Annotated in this window: 20 protein-coding genes; 4 read left to right on the plus strand and 16 right to left on the minus strand. The window is 71.3% G+C overall.

Translation table 11 applies throughout. From position 1 onward, the window contains the following. Nucleotides 1–32: 32 nt before the first annotated feature. Complete coding sequence (locus EP757_RS38200; RefSeq protein WP_127553207.1) at nucleotides 33–1,841, minus strand: ATP-binding protein; 1,809 nt, start codon at nucleotides 1,839–1,841, stop codon at nucleotides 33–35. Next, nucleotides 1,838–2,527: a response regulator transcription factor gene (locus EP757_RS38205; protein ID WP_174262487.1), complete on the minus strand. Its 690-nt coding sequence runs from the start codon at nucleotides 2,525–2,527 to the stop codon at nucleotides 1,838–1,840. The genes EP757_RS38200 and EP757_RS38205 overlap by 4 nt, the downstream gene beginning before the upstream one ends. Before the next feature lie 146 nt (nucleotides 2,528–2,673). On the opposite strand from EP757_RS38205, the gene asnB reads away from it, so the two are divergent. Continuing rightward, nucleotides 2,674–4,581: an asparagine synthase (glutamine-hydrolyzing) gene (gene asnB / locus EP757_RS38210; RefSeq protein ID WP_127553209.1), complete on the plus strand. Its 1,908-nt coding sequence runs from the start codon at nucleotides 2,674–2,676 to the stop codon at nucleotides 4,579–4,581. On the opposite strand, the gene EP757_RS43105 is transcribed toward asnB, so the two are convergent. Both EP757_RS43105 and EP757_RS38215 read right to left on the minus strand, forming a co-directional pair. Beyond that, complete coding sequence (locus EP757_RS43105; RefSeq protein WP_160166008.1) at nucleotides 4,571–4,708, minus strand: hypothetical protein; 138 nt, start codon at nucleotides 4,706–4,708, stop codon at nucleotides 4,571–4,573. The genes asnB and EP757_RS43105 overlap by 11 nt on opposite strands. A gap of 354 nt (nucleotides 4,709–5,062) precedes the next feature. Beyond that, nucleotides 5,063–5,611, minus strand: a complete 549-nt coding sequence (locus tag EP757_RS38215; protein WP_232050223.1) for a DUF4142 domain-containing protein — start codon at nucleotides 5,609–5,611, stop codon at nucleotides 5,063–5,065. A gap of 118 nt (nucleotides 5,612–5,729) precedes the next feature. Between EP757_RS38215 and EP757_RS38220 the strand changes: the two genes are divergently transcribed. Further along, nucleotides 5,730–5,996: an STAS domain-containing protein gene (locus EP757_RS38220; RefSeq protein WP_160166009.1), complete on the plus strand. Its 267-nt coding sequence runs from the start codon at nucleotides 5,730–5,732 to the stop codon at nucleotides 5,994–5,996. On the opposite strand, the gene EP757_RS38225 is transcribed toward EP757_RS38220, so the two are convergent. After that, nucleotides 5,997–6,956, minus strand: coding sequence for a sigma-70 family RNA polymerase sigma factor (locus EP757_RS38225; protein ID WP_127553211.1), 960 nt, complete (start codon nucleotides 6,954–6,956; stop codon nucleotides 5,997–5,999). A gap of 75 nt (nucleotides 6,957–7,031) precedes the next feature. Between EP757_RS38225 and EP757_RS38230 the strand changes: the two genes are divergently transcribed. Continuing rightward, a complete protein-coding gene (locus EP757_RS38230; RefSeq protein ID WP_127553212.1) occupies nucleotides 7,032–7,823 on the plus strand; it encodes an alpha/beta fold hydrolase in 792 nt (263 codons plus the stop codon). On the opposite strand, the gene EP757_RS38235 is transcribed toward EP757_RS38230, so the two are convergent. From EP757_RS38235 to EP757_RS38280, 10 genes are all read right to left on the minus strand, one after another. Then, nucleotides 7,804–10,050, minus strand: a complete 2,247-nt coding sequence (locus tag EP757_RS38235; RefSeq protein ID WP_127553213.1) for an excinuclease ABC subunit UvrA — start codon at nucleotides 10,048–10,050, stop codon at nucleotides 7,804–7,806. The genes EP757_RS38230 and EP757_RS38235 overlap by 20 nt on opposite strands. A gap of 39 nt (nucleotides 10,051–10,089) precedes the next feature. Next, nucleotides 10,090–10,638, minus strand: a complete 549-nt coding sequence (locus tag EP757_RS38240; protein WP_127553214.1) for a MerR family transcriptional regulator — start codon at nucleotides 10,636–10,638, stop codon at nucleotides 10,090–10,092. 151 nt (nucleotides 10,639–10,789) lie between these two features. Continuing rightward, nucleotides 10,790–11,254, minus strand: coding sequence for a bifunctional nuclease family protein (locus tag EP757_RS38245; protein WP_127553215.1), 465 nt, complete (start codon nucleotides 11,252–11,254; stop codon nucleotides 10,790–10,792). Nucleotides 11,255–11,387: 133 nt separating this feature from the next. Beyond that, a complete protein-coding gene (locus tag EP757_RS38250; RefSeq protein ID WP_127553216.1) occupies nucleotides 11,388–12,056 on the minus strand; it encodes a MerR family transcriptional regulator in 669 nt (222 codons plus the stop codon). A 74-nt stretch (nucleotides 12,057–12,130) separates the two neighbouring features. After that, on the minus strand, nucleotides 12,131–12,580 hold the full coding sequence (locus tag EP757_RS38255) for an FHA domain-containing protein (protein WP_127553217.1): 450 nt from the start codon (nucleotides 12,578–12,580) through the stop codon (nucleotides 12,131–12,133). Between the two features lie 159 nt (nucleotides 12,581–12,739). After that, complete coding sequence (gcvH, locus tag EP757_RS38260) at nucleotides 12,740–13,120, minus strand: glycine cleavage system protein GcvH (RefSeq protein WP_127553218.1); 381 nt, start codon at nucleotides 13,118–13,120, stop codon at nucleotides 12,740–12,742. A gap of 15 nt (nucleotides 13,121–13,135) precedes the next feature. Continuing rightward, complete coding sequence (locus tag EP757_RS38265) at nucleotides 13,136–13,972, minus strand: DUF881 domain-containing protein (protein WP_232050224.1); 837 nt, start codon at nucleotides 13,970–13,972, stop codon at nucleotides 13,136–13,138. Between the two features lie 12 nt (nucleotides 13,973–13,984). After that, nucleotides 13,985–14,317, minus strand: a complete 333-nt coding sequence (locus EP757_RS38270) for a small basic family protein (protein WP_014445295.1) — start codon at nucleotides 14,315–14,317, stop codon at nucleotides 13,985–13,987. Beyond that, complete coding sequence (locus EP757_RS38275; RefSeq protein WP_127553219.1) at nucleotides 14,314–15,249, minus strand: DUF881 domain-containing protein; 936 nt, start codon at nucleotides 15,247–15,249, stop codon at nucleotides 14,314–14,316. The genes EP757_RS38270 and EP757_RS38275 overlap by 4 nt, the downstream gene beginning before the upstream one ends. Continuing rightward, nucleotides 15,246–15,854: a CDP-alcohol phosphatidyltransferase family protein gene (locus tag EP757_RS38280; RefSeq protein WP_127553220.1), complete on the minus strand. Its 609-nt coding sequence runs from the start codon at nucleotides 15,852–15,854 to the stop codon at nucleotides 15,246–15,248. The genes EP757_RS38275 and EP757_RS38280 overlap by 4 nt, the downstream gene beginning before the upstream one ends. Nucleotides 15,855–16,225: 371 nt before the next feature. Between EP757_RS38280 and EP757_RS38285 the strand changes: the two genes are divergently transcribed. Continuing rightward, nucleotides 16,226–17,173: an AraC family transcriptional regulator gene (locus EP757_RS38285; protein WP_232050225.1), complete on the plus strand. Its 948-nt coding sequence runs from the start codon at nucleotides 16,226–16,228 to the stop codon at nucleotides 17,171–17,173. A gap of 4 nt (nucleotides 17,174–17,177) precedes the next feature. Here EP757_RS38285 and EP757_RS38290 read toward each other — a convergent pair whose 3' ends face one another. After that, complete coding sequence (locus EP757_RS38290; protein ID WP_127553221.1) at nucleotides 17,178–19,127, minus strand: VWA domain-containing protein; 1,950 nt, start codon at nucleotides 19,125–19,127, stop codon at nucleotides 17,178–17,180. Nucleotide 19,128 lies beyond the last annotated feature (1 nt).

Below are 19,128 nucleotides of genomic sequence, written 5' to 3' on the forward strand. Positions count from 1 at the left end.
GGATGTTCAGGGTCGCCGAAGATCCTGCCCGGTCAGGACCGGCGCGGCTCGACCGGGGCCGGTGATTCCCAAACCGGGAGGCGGACGGTGAACGTGGTGCCCAGGCCGCGAGTGCTGGTGGCGGCGAGGCTGCCGCCCTGGTCGTCGACGATGCGGCGGGCGATGGTCAGGCCCAGCCCGGAGCCGCCGGTGGCGCGCTGACGGGCCGGGTCGGCGCGCCAGAACCGGTCGAAGACCCGGGACACCTCGTCGGGGCTCATGCCGACGCCGGTGTCCCGTACCGACAGAGAGGCGCCCTGCGGATCCCGCCCCACCCGGATCTCCACCCGCCCGCCGGCGTCGGTGTAGCGGATCGCGTTGCTCAGCAGGTTGCCCAGCACCTGCCGGATCCGGTCCGGGTCGGCGTGCACCTCGACCGGCTCGGGGGCGTCCACGACCAGGTCGACGCCGGCGTTGCCGGCCACCGCGCGGTGGGCGGTCACCGCGGTCGCGGCCAGCTCGGCCAGGTCGAACGGCGACGGCGCGTACTCCAGCTCGCCGGCCTCGGCCAGCGCCAGGACCTGCAGGTCGTCGAGGATGCGCCGCTGCAGCAGGGTCTCCTCGTGCAGCGAGGCGAACAGCTCCGGGGTCGGCTCGATCACCCCGTCGGCGAGGCCCTCCAGGTAGCCGCGCAGATTCGACAGCGGTGTCCGCAGCTCGTGCGCGACGTCGGCGATGAGCCGGCGCTGGCGTTCCTCGCTGCGCTGCAACGCCTCGGCCATCGAGTTGAACGAGTTGGAGAGCGCGGCCAGCTCGTCCTCTCCCCCGCCATAAGGCACCCGCACGTCCAGCCGGCCCGCGGCGAGCTGCAGCGACGCCCCGGTGAGCAGCCGCACCGGGCGGCTGACCCGGCGGGCGATCCAGGCCGTGCCGAGCGCCGCCGCCACGATCACGCCGAGCACCGCGACGCCGGCCGGGCGGCCCAGCCCGGCGACGTCCGGGTCCTGCGGCGCCCCGAAGTAGATCTCCACGGGCACCGCTGACACACTCAGCGCGCCCTGGGTGAACTGGCTGCTCAGGCACTCCACCAGCGCGGTCGGCGACAGCCGGCAGCGGGCGATCGCGGTCCACCAGGTGTCCAGCCAGCCCTTGTCGTCGTGCACCCGGGTGCGGGCGGACGCGGCGCAGGCCGGCTCGCCGGTCGTCTGCTTGACGCTGAGGTACGGCGCGTCGACGGTGGCGAGCGCGGCCGACCAGGCGCCGCTCTGCTCGCGCATGCAGCGCACCTTGAGCAGGGCGGCCCGGTACTGGGCCAGCTGGTAGAGGGTCTGCATGCCGGGGTCGCCGGGCGGGATCGGCCCGAACAGGTCGGCGGGCAGCTCCGGCCGCGCGGGTGTCGCGACCGGCGCCCGGCGCCCGGCGATCTTCGCCCGGACCGGGTCGGATTCCTCGCCGGTCAGGGCGGCGGCCAGGGCCAGCTGCCCGGCCGCGCCGGCGATCAGCGGGTCCAGCGCCGGCGCCGGGTCGGCCTGGCGGGAGAGCAGCTGCACCGGGCCGGCGGCCCGCTTGCGCAGGTTGTCCGAGTCGGCGAGCACCACACCGCCCTCCCGGGTCACCACCCGGATGTGCAGGCTCGTCTTGTCCGCCATCTCGGACACCACGTCGTCGACGCCGGCCCACTGGCCGTTCCGGATGCCGAACCGGCGGATCTCGTCGACGATCACCGCCTCGTGCTGGTCGCGGGCCTGGTCGACGCGGGCCGCCTCGCGCGAGGTCAGGCTGATCGTCAAATAGGCGGTCGCGCCGATCGCGGTCACCGCCACGACCAGGACCAGGACGAAGATCCGCAGCCGGAAGCTCACTGCTCGGCCATCCGGTATCCCCGGCCGTAGACGGTCTGCACGTACCGCGGGTCGGCCGGGTCCTTCTCGATCTTGCGGCGCAGGTTCACCACGTGGGCGTCGACCGTACGATCGGAGACGTCGTTCTCGAACCCGAAGACCTTGTCCAGGATCTGCGCGCGGGTGAACACCCGGCCCGGCTCCCGGGCCAGCAGCTCCAGGATGCCGAACTCCTTGGCGGTCAGCCGGGTGGGCTCGCCGGCGACGCGCACCTCGAACCGCGGCCCGTCCACCTCCAGGTCACCGACCCGCAGCACCTCGGCGTCGCCGCCGGCGCGCACCCGCCGCAGCAGCGCCCGGATCCGCGCGGTCAGCTCCCGTGGGCTGACCGGTTTCGTCAGGTAGTCGTCGGCGCCGATGTCGAGGCCGAGCAGCATGTCGTTCTCCGCGGACCGGGCCGTCACCATGACGATCGCCACGTCCGACTCGGCGCGCAGGATCCGGCACACGTCCAGGCCGTCGACGAGCGGCATCATCACGTCCAGCACGATCAGGTCCGGCCGGCGGGCCCGCGCCTGGTCCAGCGCCGCCCGGCCGTCACCCACCGTGAGCACCTGATGCCCCTCCCGCTCCAGGTAGAGGCGGATCAGCTGGGCGTGCTTGGGATCGTCGTCGGCTACGAGGATGCGGGCTGTCACGGATCGCATTCTGGCCCGTCCTGTCGAGCAGGCCCAAGAAATGTCAAGAACCGATGAGATTGCGATGGGAAAGCGGATCCCGGCCGGATCCGCACAGGTTCTTCACAAGCCGCCGCCTACGGTCGCCTCTCCACAGCGACAAACAGGAGGCTTCCATGTGCGGACTGAGCGCGTTCGTCAGCAGCCGGCCCGACGCGGGGCCGCCGGACGCGGACACCGCCGCCGCCTTCAGCGCGGCCCTCGCCACCATGCACCACCGGGGACCGGACGACACCCGCATCGAGTACGGCGACGGTTACGCCTTCGGCTTCAACCGGCTGGCGATCATCGACCGGGAGCTGTCCGCGCAGCCACTGCACTACGCCGGCCGCTGGACCGTCGTCTTCAACGGCGAGATCTACAACTACCGGGAGCTGCGCGCCGACCTGATCCGCCACCACGGCGCCGCCTTCACCACCGAGGGCGACTCCGAGGTGCTCGCCGCGGCCTTCCACTACTGGGGCGAGGCCGCCCTGCCCCGGCTGCGCGGCATGTTCGCGTTCGTCGCCTACGACCACCGCACCGGCACCCTGCACGCGGCCCGGGACGCCTTCGGGATCAAGCCGCTCTACCTGCTGGAGACCGCCGACGGCCTGCACGTCGCGAGCGAGCGCAAGGCCCTCGACCCGTTCGCCGCGCCGGCCGGGGGCGCGCTCGACACCGACGCGCTGGCCCACTACCTGACCTTCCAGTACGTGCCGGACCCGCTCACCCTGCACCGGCACATCCGCCGCCTGCCACCGGGTCACCGGATCGTCTGGACGCCGGGTGGCGGGGTCCGCCAGCACCGCTGGTTCAAGCCGTCGCTGCGCCCGCTGCACGTCCAGCCCGAAGCGGCACACCAGGCCATCCAGGACGCGCTGACCGCGAGCGTGGCCCGGCACCTGCACGCCGAGGTGCCGGTCGGCGCGTTCCTGTCCAGCGGCGTCGACTCCTCGGCGATCGTGGCCCTCGCGTCCCGGGTCACCCCGGACCTGCACGCGTTCACGGCCGGCTTCGCCGCCGGCGGGTACTCCGAGATCGAGGTGGCCGCCGACACCGCCGCCCAGCTGGGCGTACGGCTGACCCCGACCGTGGTCAGCGACGAGGACGTGCTGGCCGCCCTGCCCCGGATCGTGCAGCTACTCGACGACCCGATCGCCGACCCGTCGCTGATCCCGCTCTACTTCCTGGCCCGGACCGCGTCCCGGCACGTCACCGTGGTGCTGTCCGGCGAGGGCTCGGACGAGCTGTTCGGCGGCTACAAGATCTACCGGGAGCCGCTGTCGCTGGCCGGCGTCGACCGGCTGCCGCAGGGCGTCAAACGCGGCCTCCGGCACCTCGCCGAGGTGCTGCCCGAGGGGGTGCGCGGCCGGTCCTTCCTGGAACGCGGCACCACCCCGATCGAGCAGCGCTACTACGGCAACGCCCGGATCTTCACCCCCGAGGAGAAGGCCCGGCTGATGCGCTTCACCGCGCAGCCGCACACCGACATCACCGCCCGGCTCTACGCCGAGACCGCCGACGTCGACGACGTGGCCTCGATGCAGTACGTCGACCTGCACACCTGGCTGCCCGGCGACATCCTGGTCAAGGCCGACCGGATGTCGATGGCCCACTCCCTGGAGCTGCGGGTGCCGTTCCTGGACCAGCAGGTCTACGCGGCCGCCGCCGGGCTGCCCACCGAGCTGAAGCTGCCGTCCGGCTCCCGGTCGACCAAGCACGCCTTCCGCGAGGCGATGATGGGCATCGTCCCGGAGTCCGTGCGCGACCGCGACAAGCTGGGCTTCCCCACCCCGACCCGGCTGTGGCTGAAGGGCCCGATCGGTGACTGGGTGGACTGGCTGCTGTCCTCCTCGCAGGCCGGCCACCTCATCGACCTCGGCTACGCGCGCACCCTGCTCGCCGAGCACCGGCGCGGCGAGGCGGACCGGTCCCGCAAGGTCTGGACGGTCGCCATGTTCTGCCTGTGGCACGCCCTCACGGTCGAGAAGTCCATCACGGTGGAGCCGGCCCGGACCCCGGCCGGCCTGGTCACCGGCTGATCCGGCGGCTCCGGGCGATGGCCTCGTGCAGGTGGTGGCCGGGATGCCGGTCCGGCGCCGCCGCCCGTTGCGCCGGCAGCCCGGGGCCGCGGATCAGCTCGGGGTGGTTCAGCGCGAGCAGCGCCATCGGCAGGGTGAAGTCGGCCTCCGGGTCGAACCGCGCCGGCAGCAGCGCCGCCAGGCGGCGCCATCCGGCTCATGCCCACGGCCGACCGCAGTCCCAGCATCAGGCTCACCACCCGGCGGTGGAAGCTGCGCTGGAACGCGGTCAGGTCGTAGCGGTCCAGGATCTCGCCGCCGGTCAGGTTGAACGTGGTCCATCCGGCCCGGCCGGTGCGCCACAGCCGCACGCTGCTCTCCAGGTCCGGGCCCAGGTCCTCCTCGCCGACCCACTGCCGCCGCCGGTTGAACATCGCGAAGGCCACCGCGGCCAGGTCGCGCCGGCGCAGGTTATCGGCAAACCCGCGCCCGGAATGATCCGTCAGGAGCGCCCGCCGTGACCGGTGTAGCCGGCGATGCCCTCCTCGACCGCCTCGGCGTGCAGCTGCTCGTGGTGGCGTTCGACGACCGGCGCGGCGCCGGCGGCCAGGTCCCGGACGGCGCTGTCGTCGGCCTCGGCGGCCGCGGCGCGGACCATGGTGAGGGCTTCGCGGTGCGCCGCCAGCTGGGTGGTGACGAAGTATTCGTCGAAGGTGTCCGCGCCCGCCGCCGCGTAGCCGCGGGCCAGCGACTGCTGCTCCTCGTTCGGCACGGCCGGCAGGAAGACGCGCAGTTGCCGGGCCACCTGGGTGAGCTCGGCGTCGAGCCGGATGTGGTCGCGCATGAACATGACGGCCAGGTCCTTCACACCCCGGTCGGCGCTCTTGGTGAACGCGAGCCGGCCCGCGGCGATCTCGGCGAGGTTGACCTGGTGGGCCGCCCTCAGGAAGTCCGCGTCGCGGTCGGAGACGTCGGCCTGGGCGGCGGTGGCGGGCGCGAGCAGGGCTGCGGTGAGCCCGAACGTGGTGGCGAGATGCCGGAATTTGATCACGAATGCAGGGTATTAAGGGCCAATGCGCGTTTTACCGGTTTCCTGAGGTGTGGCCCGCCGGGGCCGATGAGTTCGGCGCGGCTCGCCGGTCGTACCCGGTATGGCGACGTTCTTCCCGGTGCGCACGAGGGCCGGCCGCACGGAGATCCCGGCGCTCTGCACCGAGCTCGCCGATCTCCTGCGCGGCCGGGCGCCCGGGGTGGTGATCTGCGAACTCACCGGTCCCGGCCGGCCCGGCGTCGCGACGGTCGAGGCGCTGCTCCGGCTGCGGCTTCTGGCTCATCGGTACGGGTGGCAGCTGCGACTGCAGAACCCCACACCCGAGCTGGTGGCCCTGCTGGGTCTGCTCGGCCTGGCCGGCGTCCTCACCCCGGACGAGAGCTGATCAGGGCAGCCGCGGCGGCAGGCCGAACAACGGGAACAGCGCCGCCGTGTCGAGGAAGTTGTTGACGCCCGCGATCCGCCCGTCGGTGATCTCCAGGACGATCAGCGCCCACGGCTCGTGCCCGTCGCCGGAGGCCGCCACCCGGTACTGCCCGAACGCCGGCAGCCCGCTCGCCACCGTCGGCACCAGGCGCGAGCCCCGGCAGCCGCTGCCGGTCCCGGACATCCACGCGGCGATGTCGTCGTGGCCGCGCAGCCAGAGCGCCAGCGGCGGCATCGACAGCGTCGCGTCCTCGTGCAGCAGCGCGGTGAGCGCGGCGAGGTCGTACTCCTCGAACGCCGCGACGTACCGGGCGAGCAGCTCCCGCTGGCCCTCGTCGAGGGGACGGTAGACGTCGGCGCCGGCCGGCTCGGCGGCGGCGATCGTGGCGCGGGCCCGCTGCAGGGCGCTGTTGACGCTCGGCACCGACGTCTCGAGCAGCTCCGCCACCTCCTGCGCCGACCAGGCGAGCACCTCCCGCAGGATCAGCACGGCACGCTGCCTGGCGGGCAGCAACTGCAGCGCGGCGACGAACGCGAGCCGCACCGACTCCCGCTCGGCGATCACGAGGGCCGGGTCGGCACGCTCGAAGAGCTTCTCGTCCGGGACCGGGCCCACCCAGATCTCCTCCGGCCGGGGCTCACCCGGGTCGGTCGCGCGGCCGGAGCCGGCCGGGCCCAGATCCATCGGGCGAACCCGGCGCTGCGCGCTGCCGAGCATGGTGAGGCACACGTTCGTGGCGATCCGGTAGAGCCAGGACCGCAGCGCCGACCGGCCCTCGAACCCCTGGTAGCCCTTCCAGGCGCGGATCATGGTGTCCTGCACGGCGTCCTCGGCCTCGAAGCCGGACCCGAGCATGCGGTAGCAGTATCCGGTCAGCTCTGGGCGGAATGCTTCCAGCTGCGCCTCGATGTCGGTCACGCTGCGAACTTAGCCGAAATGAAAATTTCCGCGCTACCACCGATGAGTCCACGTGACCCGGCAGGTCTACAGGGCATGGCTTACGCAGACGTGAACGGCATCAACCTCTACTACGAGATCCACGGCGAGGGCCGTCCCGTCGTGCTGCTGCACGGCGGCCTCGGCTCCGGCGAGATGTTCGGCGCGATCCTCGACCTGTTCGCCGCCGGCCACCGGGTCATCCTCCCCGACCTGCAGGGACACGGCCGCACCGCGGACGTGGACCGGCCGCTCGACATCCCGACGATGGGCGACGACATCGCCGCCCTGATCGATCACCTGGGCCTGGAGAAGCCGGACGTCGTCGGCTTCTCCCTCGGCGGCGGCGTCGCCCTGCAGGTCGCGGTCCGGCACCCGGAGAAGGTCGGCCGGGCCGTCGTCGGGTCGGCCGGGATCCGGCGCAGCGCCACCTACCCCGAGCTGCTGGAGCAGCAGGCGCAGGTGAGCGGCGCCGCCGCCGAGTTCATGAAGGACACCCCGATGTACGAGCTGTACCAGCGGGTCGCGCCGCACCCGGAGCACTTCCCCCGGCTGCTCGACAAGATCGGCGAGGCGATGGCGAAGGACTTCGACTTCACCGAGGAGGTCCGCGGCCTCCAGGTGCCCACGCTGATCATGGCGGCCGACGCGGACCTCTGCCCGCCCAGCCACTTCGTGGAGGTCTTCGCGCTGCTCGACGGGGGGCAGCGGGACGGCGGCTGGATGGGCGAGGGCCGGCCCAAGGGCGGGCATGCCCTCGCCATCCTGCCGGGGCTCACGCACTACAACGTGGTCGACTCCCCCTTGTTCGCGACGACGGCGCTGGCCTTCATCGATCAGGAGAACTGACGTAGGCGCGCAGGTGCCGGGCCGTCAGGGTGTCCGCGGCGACCAGGTCGGCGGGGGTGCCGGTGAACACCACCTGTCCCCCGTCGTGCCCGGCGCCGGGACCCAGGTCGACGATCCAGTCGGCGTGGGCCATCACCGCCAGATGGTGCTCGATCACGACGACCGAGTTGCCGGCGTCCACCAGCCGGTCGAGCAGGGCGAGCAACTGGTCGACGTCGGCCAGGTGCAGGCCGCTGGTCGGCTCGTCGAGCAGGTAGGTGGCGGTGCCGCCGCCCATGTGAACGGCGAGCTTCAGCCGTTGCCGCTCCCCGCCGGACAGGGTGTTGAGCGGCTGCCCGAGGGTGAGATAGCCGAGCCCGACCGCCGCCAGCCGGTCCAGGATCAGCCGGACCGCCCTCTCGGTGAAGAACTCCAGGGCGTCGGTGACCGGCATCGCCAGGACCTCGCTGATGTCGCGGCCGCGCAGCTTGTAGCCGAGCACCTCGGCGGTGAACCGCTTGCCCTCGCACTCCTCGCAGACGGTCGCCACCCCGGCCATCATCGCGAGGTCCATGTAGACCAGGCCGATGCCCTTGCAGTTCGGGCAGGCGCCGGCCGAGTTCGCGCTGAACAGCGCCGGTTTCACGCCGTTGGCTTTGGCGAACGCGGTGCGGACCGGGTCGAGCAGGCCGGTGTAGGTGCCCGGGTTGCTGCGCCGGGAGCCGCGGATCGCCGACTGGTCGACCACGATGACGCCGTCGCGCTGCGGCAGGGCGCCGTAGATCAGCGAGCTCTTGCCGGACCCGGCCACCCCGGTCACCACGGTCAGCACGCCGGTGGGGATGTCCACCGAGACGTCGCGCAGATTGTGCGTGCGGGCGTCGCGGATCGGCAGGACCCCGGACGGCGTACGGAACGACGTCTTCAGCCCGACCCGATGACCCAGATAACGCCCGGTGACCGTTTCTGACGACCGCAGTCCCGCCACGGTCCCCTCGAACTGAATGCGTCCGCCGGCCGGTCCCGCGCCCGGCCCGAGATCGACCACGTGGTCGGCGATCGCGATCGTCTCCGGTTTGTGCTCGACGACCAGGACCGTGTTGCCCTTGTCGCGCAGGCGCAGCAGCAGGCCGTTCATCCGCTCGATGTCGTGCGGGTGCAGGCCGACGGTGGGCTCGTCGAACACGTAGGTGATGTCGGTCAGCGGCGAGCCGAGGTGCCGGACCATCTTGACCCGCTGCGCCTCACCGCCCGAGAGAGTGCCCGACTCACGGTCCAGCGATAGATAGCCGAGTCCGATCTCGACCAGTGAGTCGAGGGTCTGCCGCAGGGCCGCCACCACCGGCGCGACGGACGGCGCGGTGATCCCGGCGAGGAAGCCGGCCAGGTCGCTGACCTGCATGGCCGAGCACTCGGCGATGTTGCGGCCGTCGATCCGGGAGGCGAGCACCTCGGCACGCAATCGAGCACCACCACATTCCGGGCATTTCGCGAAGGTGACGGCGCGGTCGATGAACGCGCGGATGTGGGGCTGCTGCGCCTCGCGGTCCTTCGAGAGGAACGACCGCTGGACCTTCACCACCAGGCCCTCGTAGGTGGTGTTGATCCCGGCGATGCGCATCTTGGTGGCCGGCTTGTAGAGGAAGTCCTGCAGCTCCTGCTCGGTGAAGGAGCCGACCGGCTTGTCCGCGTCGAACAGCCCGGACTCGGCGAAGCCGCGGACATACCAGCCGTCGGCCGTGTAACCCGGCACCGTGATCGCACCCTCGTTGATCGACTTCGAGCGGTCGACCAGCTGGTCCACGTCGATGGTGGACACCCGGCCGATGCCCTCACAGCCCGGGCACATGCCCTCGGCGTTGAACGAGTAGGCCAGCGCGCTGCCGGCGCCCGGCTCCCCCAGCCGGGAGAAGATGATCCGCAGCAGCGTGTACGCGTCGGTGGCCGTCCCCAGGGTGGACCGGGCGTTCGCCCCCATCCGCTCCTGGTCCACCACGATCGCGGCGCTCAGATGGTGCAGCGCGTCCACGTCCGGCCGTGCCGGGCTGCCCATGAACGACTGCAGGAACGCCGAATAGGTCTCGTTGATCAGGCGCTGCGACTCGGCCGCTATCGTGCCGAACACCAGCGACGACTTGCCGGAGCCGGACACTCCGGTGAAGACCGTCAGCATCCGTTTCGGGATGTCGACGGAGACGTTGAGAAGGTTGTTCTCCCGGGCCCCGCGTACCTGGATGGCTTCAGTCACCCGGCGAAGCTACCGTGGAAAGCGGTCAGAAGCTGACCGCTAACCGGCCCGGCGCCGGGCCCGGCGGGCCGCCAGCTCGTCGCCCTCGGACGGCTCCGGCGTGATGTCACCGACCGGCTGCGGCACGGCCGGCTCGGCCGGCAGGTGCGACAGCGAACCCTGGATCTCCTTGAAGGCGCCGCCGATCGCGATGCCGAACACGCCCTGGCCGCCCTGCAGCAGATCGACGACCTCCTCCGGCGACCGGCACTCGTAGACCGTCGTGCCGTCCGAGATCAGCGTGATCTCGGCGAGGTCGTCGACGCCGCGGACCCGCAGCGTGTCGATCGCCCGCCGGATGTTCTGCAGCGAGACACCCGCGTCGAGCAGGCGCTTCACGACTTTGAGGACCACCAGGTCGCGGAAGGAGTAGAGCCGGGAGGTACCGGAGCCGGAGGCGTCCCGCACGCTCGGGACCACCAGCGTGGTCCGCGCCCAGTAGTCGAGTTGCCGGTAGCTGATACCCACGGCCTGACACGCCGTGACACCGCGGTACCCGACCGAGCCGTCCTCGCCGACGAGTGGGCCTTCAAGAGGCTGCTCGTGCACGCGAATACCTCCCCCTGCCCAAGAACTTTCTAGGCGGTATGCCGGTTCACCTGGACTTCACGAGCGTATATCTCAGTCCACCCGGAAACATGGAGGTAACCGCACGACACGCCGCGTCCGAGGAGGTATTCCGTCGGCGAGCGTCGATCGATCAGCCCGCGAAATCCTCCGGGCGGACCTGGTCGAGGAACTCGCGGAACTTCTCCACCTCGTCCTCCTGCTCGTCCGGGATCACGATGCCGGCCTCGGTGAGCACCTGATCCGCGCAGCGGATCGGCGCGCCCACCCGCAGCGCCAGGGCGATCGAGTCGCTCGGCCGGGCCGACACCCGCAGGTCGTCACCGATCAGCAGGTCGGCGTAGAAGACGTTGTCCTTCAGCTCGGTGATCTCGACGGCCTTCAGCGGCGCGTCGAGGGCGGTGAGGATGTCCCGCAGCAGATCATGGGTCAGCGGGCGGGCCGGCTTGACCCCCTGCTGCTCGTACGCGATCGCGGTCGCCTCCACCGCGCCGATCCAGATCGGGAGGTAACGGTCGCCGTCGACCTCCCGCAGCAGAACGATCGGCTGGTTACTGGGCAGCTCCACCCGGACCCCGACCACGCTCAGCTCGCGCACCGCCCGCCTCCGTGTTCGTCTGTTTTTCCGTGGCTGTCATGAAACGCCCAGCCGCCCCTAACCTGCACGGTACACGCACACCCCGCGTATCCGAGGAGTGCGGGATACCCCGCAAAGGGTAGGCCGAACCGGGTCAGCGACCGAGTTCGCCGCGCAGGCCGGAGCGGACCAGAGCCGCGTGCAACCGCTGCGAGAGCGCCTGCAGGTCACGCGCCGTTTCGGCAGCCCGAGCCCGGGCTGCCGGGTCCTGCTGGCGCGCGATCGGCGCCAGCAGTTGTGTGAACAGGCCCACTTCACGGTCCGCGGCGTTGCGGAACGCGCGCAGGTGACGCGCCTCCAGCCCGTACCGCGTCAGCCCGACGACGGCCTCCACGATGATCACCGCGTCGGCGTCGTACCACCCCGGCGGGCGGGGTGTGACCAGGCCGATCTGCTCCAGCTCGGCCAGCAGCCCCTCGTCCACACCGGTGCGTTCCAGCATGTCCGCCTTGGGGATGCGGGTGTCCGACGGGTCGGCCGGGCGCTGCGAGCCCACCGCCACCAGCGTCGGCCGCTGCGGCACCGCGGGCTCCTGCTCCATGCGATCCAGCTGCTCGCGGATGACCCGCAGCGGCAGGTACTGATCCCGCTGCGCGGTCAGCACGAAACGCAGCCGGGCCACGTCGTTCCACGAGTACTTGCGGTACCCGGAGGCGGTGCGTTGCGGGTCGACCAGACCCTCCGCCTCCAGGAACCGCAACTTCGAGATCGTGGTGTCGGGGAACTCGGTGCGCAGATGTGCCAGCACCTCCCCGATGCTCATCAGCGCACTCTCACGCTCACGCCCACCCGCGGAGCCCGAGGCCCCCGGGTCGCGCGCCGCCGCCCCCGACGAGTTCACGCCCGGCCCTCGCCCTCCGGCCGCGGACCGGCGATGAACACCAGACGGAACTTGCCGATCTGGACCTCGTCGCCGTTGCTCAGCGTCGCGGCCTCGACCCGCTCCCGGTTCACGTACGTGCCGTTGAGCGAGCCGACGTCGCGCACGGTGAAGGTGCCGCCGTCACGGTGGAACTCGGCGTGGCGACGGGAAACCGTCACGTCGTCGAGGAAGATGTCACTGTCCGGGTGCCGTCCACTGGTCGTCACGTCGTGATCCAGGAGGAACCGGGCGCCCGCGTTCGGGCCGCGGCGGACCACCAGCAGCGCCATGCCGGGCGGCAGCGACCCGGACATGCGGGCCGGCACCACGTCGGTCTCGGGTCCCTCCAGCACCTCGTCGAGGGCGCCAAGGTTCAGCGTGGACGTGACGTCGAGTGGGGGGAACTCGTCGTCTGGGCGCGTCATCGGACCACCTCACGGATCAGTTGGTCGCCGGGGCCGATTACGGCCCGACGCACGACTATCGGATTCAAAGGAATAACAGTTCTTCGTGTAGTCCCCGCGAGCCTAGTCAGCGCCAATATCGCTGAGCAACAAGACTCGCGGAGGCCGATATACGCTTTATCAGCTCTCGGTGAGCGCGCGGTACGCCGCCGCGTCGAGAAGGGAATCGAGCGCGGAGGGATCCTCCGGCGCGATCTCCACAAGCCAACCGGCGGCGTAGGGCTCGCCGTTGATGATTTCCGGCTCGTCCGCGAGAGTCGCGTTCTTCGCCACGACGGTGCCCGCGATCGGCGCATAGATCTCCGAGACGCTCTTCGTCGACTCGATCTCCCCGAGCGAGTCGCCGGCCTGCACCACGGTGCCCTCGTCGGGCAGCTGCACGAACACGATGTCACCGAGCGCGTCCTGCGCGAAGTGGGTGATGCCCACCCGCACCGGGCCGCTGCCGTCACCGGCGACCCACTCGTGCTCCGCGGTGTACCGCAGGTCCTCAGGAATCAACGCTTCCTCCGTTTATCACGACACCGGACGCGCGTACTGCAAGGCTGTCGCCTTACGCACCTCGGTCACTTCGACCAGGGCGCGCGAGTCCATGGTCACGCTACCGTCGTCGTTCTTCACCGACGCGACCACCCCGCCCGGGATCTGCAGCGCGGTACTCATGGTCGCGGCCGGACCGATCACCAGAAGACGGAATGTACCGGTCAGATGCACACCATCGGCGATGATTCCACCGCCCTGGGCATCGACGAAATAGGTCTGCGCCACGACGCGCACGGCCGCGCCGTTGTCGCCGCCGAGCTGCATCACCTCACCGCCGGAACCGCGCAGCTCCTGAACGGTGTTGAGGATGTCGGACGCCTTCACCTTCTGCAGGGTGATCTCCAGGCCCGGCCCGCTGCCCGGCACGGTACCGGCGAGCAGCCCCAGCTCCTCGCTGCGCTTGCTGGCCTCGGCGAGGGCGGCCTCCCGGCCCTGGACACCCGAGGAGAGCTGCTGACGGGTCGCCTCCAGGGCCTGGATCTCGGAGAGCAGGCGGCTGTCCTGCGCCTCCAGGTCGCTGAGGATCCGGACCAGGTCCTCCTGCCGCGCGGTGGCCAGGCCGTGGTCGGCGTCGTTGCTGCGCAGCTGCACCACCAGGGTGAACCCGAGCAGGGCGAGCAGCACCCAGATCAGGGTCCCGGCGGGCGCGGGGCGGCGGATCACACGCTTCGGGTCACCCGTACCGGCAGGCTCCGGATCTTGATCTTGTTCTTTCTCGTCGTGATCAAGATCATTCTTTTCCTGTACGGGATCAGCCGCGTCCTCCTTTTCACCCGTTGGAGGAGCGGTCGTCTCGTCCCGATCGGTCATCGCCACACCGTCCTATGCCCGGAAGAGATGCCGGCGGATCGCCGCGACATTACCGAAGATGCGCACGCCGAGCACCACGACGACGCCGGTGGAGAGCTGACCGCCCACCCCCAGCTGATCACCCACGTAGACGATCAGCGCGGAGACCAGCACGTTCGAGATGAACGACACGACGAACTGCTTGTCGTCGAAGATGCCGTCCAACTTGGCGCGCACCCCGCCGAACACCGCGTCCAGCGCGGCCACCACCGCGATCGGCAGGTACGGCACCAGTTCCGGCGGCACCGCCGGATGGAAGACGATGCCCAGCAGGACACCGGCGAGCAGAGCGAGTACGGCGATCATCGGCCGCCTTCCGACGCAGAGCCGGACGGCACGGGGGATCCGGAGCCGTCCGGCGACGAAGAGGAGGAGCCCGGCGGCGCGGGCACGGGGGTGCTCGGAGTCGCGACCCGCAGCTTCAGCTCGGTCGCCGCCTCCAGCGTCACGTCTTTCACCCGGGACGCGTCGAACGACATGCCGTACCGCGCGACCAGGGTCTCGAAGAAGTGCCCGGCATAACCGGACGTGAAGTCGTCGGCCAGATCGTCCGGGCCGATCGCGACCACCTCGTACGGCGTGGCGACCGGCTGCACGTTGACCAGGATCGCCTCGCCGGCCTGCCGGATCGTCGACGTCGCGGTGAGCCGCTGCCCGTTTATCGCGATCGCCTCGGCGCCCGCGCTCCACAGCGCGTTCGTGGCCAGCTGCAGATCGGTGTCCTTCACCCGGCTCTCGGTCCGCCGCTCCCCGGTCACCGGGTCCACCGACGTCGGCCCGTCGGCCAGCGTGATCTTCGCGCCGTGCCCGTGCACCGTGGCGAACCCGGTCGCCGCCTCGAGATCGCGCAGCCGGGCGAGCGCCTCGCCGGTGAGCTCCCTCTCCCGCAGCCCGGCGACCTCCTCGGCCAGCTCGTCCGCGCGGCCCTGCAGGTCGGCCGTCTCGTCCCGGCGGTTCTCCACCTGGCCGACGAGCTCGTCCCGGGCCACCGTGCGGGCCGGCTCGTCGGCGACCGTCTGCTGGTAGCCGACGACCAGCAGGAAACCGATCACCAGCAGCACCAGCGCGGTCGAGCCGCCCGCCACCCGCTTCGCCGCGCCGGTCCGGCCGCGGCCCTCGGCCTTGCGGGCGGCGGCGTCGGCGTAACCGGGGTCGAGCGGATTCTGGAACAGGGCGGTCAGGAAGTCCGGGCCGTACGTCCTCTTGCCCGAGCCGCCGTCCGGATCCGGAACGGTCACGACGGAACCGCTGCTTCCCGGTCCGACCTCAGCAGCCGGACCGCCTGGATCAGATAGAGCGCGGCAGCCGCCCAGTAGAGGCCGAGCGCCCACCAGGCCAGACCCCAGCCCATCGGGTACGCCCAGGCCTCCCACTCGGGGACGGCCTTGGCCAGCAGGATGATCGGGAACGCGGCCAGCAGCAGGAACGTGCCGGTCTTCCCGACGTAGTGCACCGGCGGCGGCCCGAAACCGTGCCGGCGCAGCACCAGCAGCGCGATCCCGAGGACCACCTCACGGGCGAGCAGCGCCGCGGTCAGCCACCACGGGACCACCTCGCGGACCGTGAACCCGATCAGCGTGGCGAGGATGTAGAGCCGGTCGGCGAACGGGTCGAGCAGCTCGCCGAGGCGGCTCACCGAGTTCATCCGGCGAGCCAGGTAGCCGTCGACCCAGTCGGTCGAGCCGCCGATCGCCAGCACGATCACCGCGGCGACGTCGTGCTCCGCGACGAGCAGCAGATAGAGGAAGAGCGGGACGCCCAGCAGCCGCAGGAAGCTGATCACGTTGGGCAGGGTGAAGATCCGGTTCGAGGTCTCGATGGACGGCGCAGGCTGCTGCGACATCACACCACTCCCCTTCCGTTGGGCCCTTCCCCTTGGCCCGCCCGGCTCGCGACCGCGCCTGTCGCCACCCGCTCCCCCGCGGGTGGCTGCGCCTGCCGTCACCGGAGCCGGTCGCTCGCCGAGCAACTATAACCAGCCGCGTATCCCTGGCCGACGCGCAGTCACAACCGCCACACCACCTAAGGCATCCTAGGAGGCTAGGCCAAGGCCCGCCTCCACGCTCGCGTGACCGCCGGCTCAGTGTCAGCTTTCACACGATCGAGGTTGGATCTCCATTTCCTGAGCCCACATGGGACGGACGGCGATCACGGCCCGTTACGCCCGGTTGGCAAGGCGTCAAGTGAACCGTCAAGCTGTACGGCGTGTTACCCGTGACTCTCGCGATCCGCGACGTCGACCACGCGCGGCAACTGCTGAACGACCACTTCTACACGATGGACGTCGACGTCCTGGCCACCCGGCCGGAGTGGACGGCGACGTTCGCGGTGGGCGGCGACGACGCGGTCACGGTCGGGGATCTCCAGTTCGGGATGGACGTGGCGGTCCGGGCCGGCGAGCTCGGCGCGTACCACGTCAACATGCCCCTGACCGGCCGCATGGTGTTCCGCCAGGGCAACGACGACGTCACCCTGGCCACCCCGGAGAGCGCCGGGGTCTACCGGCCCACCGGCGACACCGTCGTGGACCACTGGGCGGGCGACTGCCGGATCGTCGCCGTGAAGATCGCCCGTGCCGAGCTGGAGAACCAGCTGGCCCGGATCCTGGACGCGCCGATCCGCGGCCCGATCGACCTCGACCCCGGCCTCGACCTGACCCGCGGCGCCGGCGCGGCCTGGGGCCGGCTGGCCCGGATGATCGCGGCGGACACCAGCGAGGCGGGGCTCACCCTGCACCCGGTCGTCGGCGCCCGGCTGCGGGAGACGCTGGTGAGCGGGCTGCTCACCGCGACCGGGCACCGCTACCGGGACGCCATGGAACGGCACCGGCCGGCCCTCGCCGCCCCCGGCGCGATCCGCCGGGTCGTGGAGGCGATGCGGGCCCAGCCGGGACGCCCGTTCACGGTGGCCGACCTCGCCGGGATCGCCGGGGTCGGCGTGCGGTCGCTGCAGCAGAGCTTCCAGCGGTACGTCGGGATGCCGCCGATGACCTACCTGCGCCAGCTGCGGCTGGGCCTGGTGCACGACGAACTGCGCCAGGCCCTGCCCGGGACGACGGTCGCGCAGGTGGCCTACCGCTACGGCTTCACCCACCCGAGCCGGTTCGCCGCCGCCTACCGCCAGCGTTACGGCGCCGCGCCCTCGGACACGCTCCGCTCCTGACCCCTCAGCGGCGGCCCCGGCGAGCCCGCACGTAGTCGTCGATCACGTAGCGGCCGAGCTCCGCGGCGTCCGGGCTGAACACCCGGCCGCCGTTGCGCTCGGCGATCCGGCCGACGAACCGCCGCAGGCCCGGCTCCTCGCCCAGCATGAACACGTTGAGCGTGGCGCCGTACCTGGTGAGCTGGTCCACCTCCCGCACCGTGGCCCGTACGGTCTCGGCCAGCGGCGGCCACCAGAACATGGCCTCACCGCCGTCCTCCAGGTGCGCCGTCGGCTCGCCGTCGGTGACCACCAGGACCACCGGCTCGGAACCGGGATGCCGGCGCAGGTGCCGGCCGGCCAGCATCAGCGCGTGCTGCAGGTTGGTGCCCTTCTCGATCGTCGGCTCGATCGCTGCCAGCTCGCCCTGGCTGAGCGTCTGCGCGTACTTGCCGAAACCGATGATCTGCAACGCGTCCTGCGGGTACTTCGTGGCGACCAGGTGCGACAGCGCGAGCGCGGTCTGCTTCATCGGGCCCCAGCGGCCGTCGGCGAACATCGAGTAGGAGAGGTCGACGCAGAGCGCCACCACCGCCGACGCCCGTCGTTCGGTCTCGGCGACCTCGAAATCGTCGGGCGCCAGGCGTACCGGAAGGGTCTGGACATCTCGGGAGGCGGCCCGGCGGCGAACCGCGTTGCCGATGGTCCGGACCACGTCGAGCGGCTGGTCGTCACCGAACTCCCAGCGCCGCGACGAGCCGATCAGATCACCGGCGGCGCCCGCGTCGCGCATGTCGTGCTCGCCGCGCTTGCCCTCGGTGACGTCGGAGAAGATCCTCGCCAGAGCGGTGTGCCCCAGCCGGCGCAGCGCCTTCGGCGAGAGCGTGAGCCCCTCGGCGTCGCGCTGCACCCAGCCCTGCCGGCGCAGTTCCCGTTCCAGCTCGCGCAGCCGGCGCAGGTCGTCGGCGGCGCCCCGGCCCAGCTGCCGTTCCACCGCCTCCACGTCCACGTCGTCGAGGGTCGCCCCGGGATGTTCCTGGCCGAGCTGGTCGATCAGCTCGTCCAGATCGGCGATCTCGCCGAGTGCGGACGCCGCGTCGCCGTACCCCAGATCGCCCGGGCCGCGCATCCGCTCGCCACGACCCCAGTTCATGCCGGGACGCAGCGCCTTCAGGTTGTCCGTGAGCTCGGCCAGCTGTCCCGCGAGGGGACCGTCGCCGAGCGCCTGGGCCATCAGGTTCTGCAGTTCCTCGCGCTGCTGCGGGCTGAGCGAGCGCATCAGCCGCTCGGCCGCGGCGGCCTGCCGGGCCAGCGAGTCGATCAGCTCGTCGACGTTCTGCGGATTGTCCGGGAAGAACCTGCCGTGCTTATCCATGAAGTCGCGGAAGGCGTCGCCGGTGTCCTCGCCGCGGGCGTGCTGATCGAGGAGGCGGTTCAGGTCGCCCACCATCTCGGATATCTGCGACATGTCGCCCTGCTGGAGCGCCTGCTTCATCCCGGCGAAGCGCTGCTCGACGACCTCCTGCCGCAAACCCTCCAAGATCTGCTGATAGATCTGCCGCGCCTCGTCGGACGCCCAGGGGTATTCGGACAACTCCGCGACGGCCTGCGAGACCGACCGCGGCAGGCTGTCCAGCTGCGCCTCGGCGAACCGGGCATCGTCGTCGTCCCGGGCGGCCAGGGCGTCCTTCTCCGCGGCCAGGGCCTGATCGAGCATCTGCCGGGCCCGGGTGACGGCGCCGTCCAGGTTGCCCCGGCGCAGCGCCTCCCGGCGGAGACGCTGGGCGCGGGCCCGCAGCTGGTCCAGGCCCTGGCCGTCGCGGGGACCACGCCGGATCAGGTCGCGGAGCGCGTCACGCAGGCTGTCCCCCTGCATGACGCGATCGCCCATCTCGTCGACAGCGGCCCGCACGTCGTAGGGAGGCGCGAGCGGATCAGGGCCGTCCCGCCACTCCCCATAGCGGAAGACAGGCATC

Origin of the sequence: Actinoplanes sp. OR16, assembly GCF_004001265.1 — a bacterium.
Taxonomy (GTDB): domain Bacteria; phylum Actinomycetota; class Actinomycetes; order Mycobacteriales; family Micromonosporaceae; genus Actinoplanes.

Coding starts and splice junctions, on each gene's coding strand:
- EP757_RS38290 (WP_127553221.1), bottom strand. CDS start 19,127: ATGCCTGTCTTCCGCTATGGGGAGTGGCGGGACGGCCCTGATCCGCTC.
- EP757_RS38265 (WP_232050224.1), bottom strand. CDS start 13,972: ATGACCGATCGGGACGAGACGACCGCTCCTCCAACGGGTGAAAAGGAG.
- EP757_RS38280 (WP_127553220.1), bottom strand. CDS start 15,854: ATGTCGCAGCAGCCTGCGCCGTCCATCGAGACCTCGAACCGGATCTTC.
- EP757_RS38255 (WP_127553217.1), bottom strand. CDS start 12,580: ATGACGCGCCCAGACGACGAGTTCCCCCCACTCGACGTCACGTCCACG.
- EP757_RS38250 (WP_127553216.1), bottom strand. CDS start 12,056: ATGAGCATCGGGGAGGTGCTGGCACATCTGCGCACCGAGTTCCCCGAC.
- EP757_RS38230 (WP_127553212.1), top strand. CDS start 7,032: ATGGCTTACGCAGACGTGAACGGCATCAACCTCTACTACGAGATCCAC.
- EP757_RS38270 (WP_014445295.1), bottom strand. CDS start 14,317: ATGATCGCCGTACTCGCTCTGCTCGCCGGTGTCCTGCTGGGCATCGTC.
- asnB (WP_127553209.1), top strand. CDS start 2,674: ATGTGCGGACTGAGCGCGTTCGTCAGCAGCCGGCCCGACGCGGGGCCG.
- EP757_RS43105 (WP_160166008.1), bottom strand. CDS start 4,708: ATGGCGCTGCTCGCGCTGAACCACCCCGAGCTGATCCGCGGCCCCGGG.
- EP757_RS38205 (WP_174262487.1), bottom strand. CDS start 2,527: ATGCGATCCGTGACAGCCCGCATCCTCGTAGCCGACGACGATCCCAAG.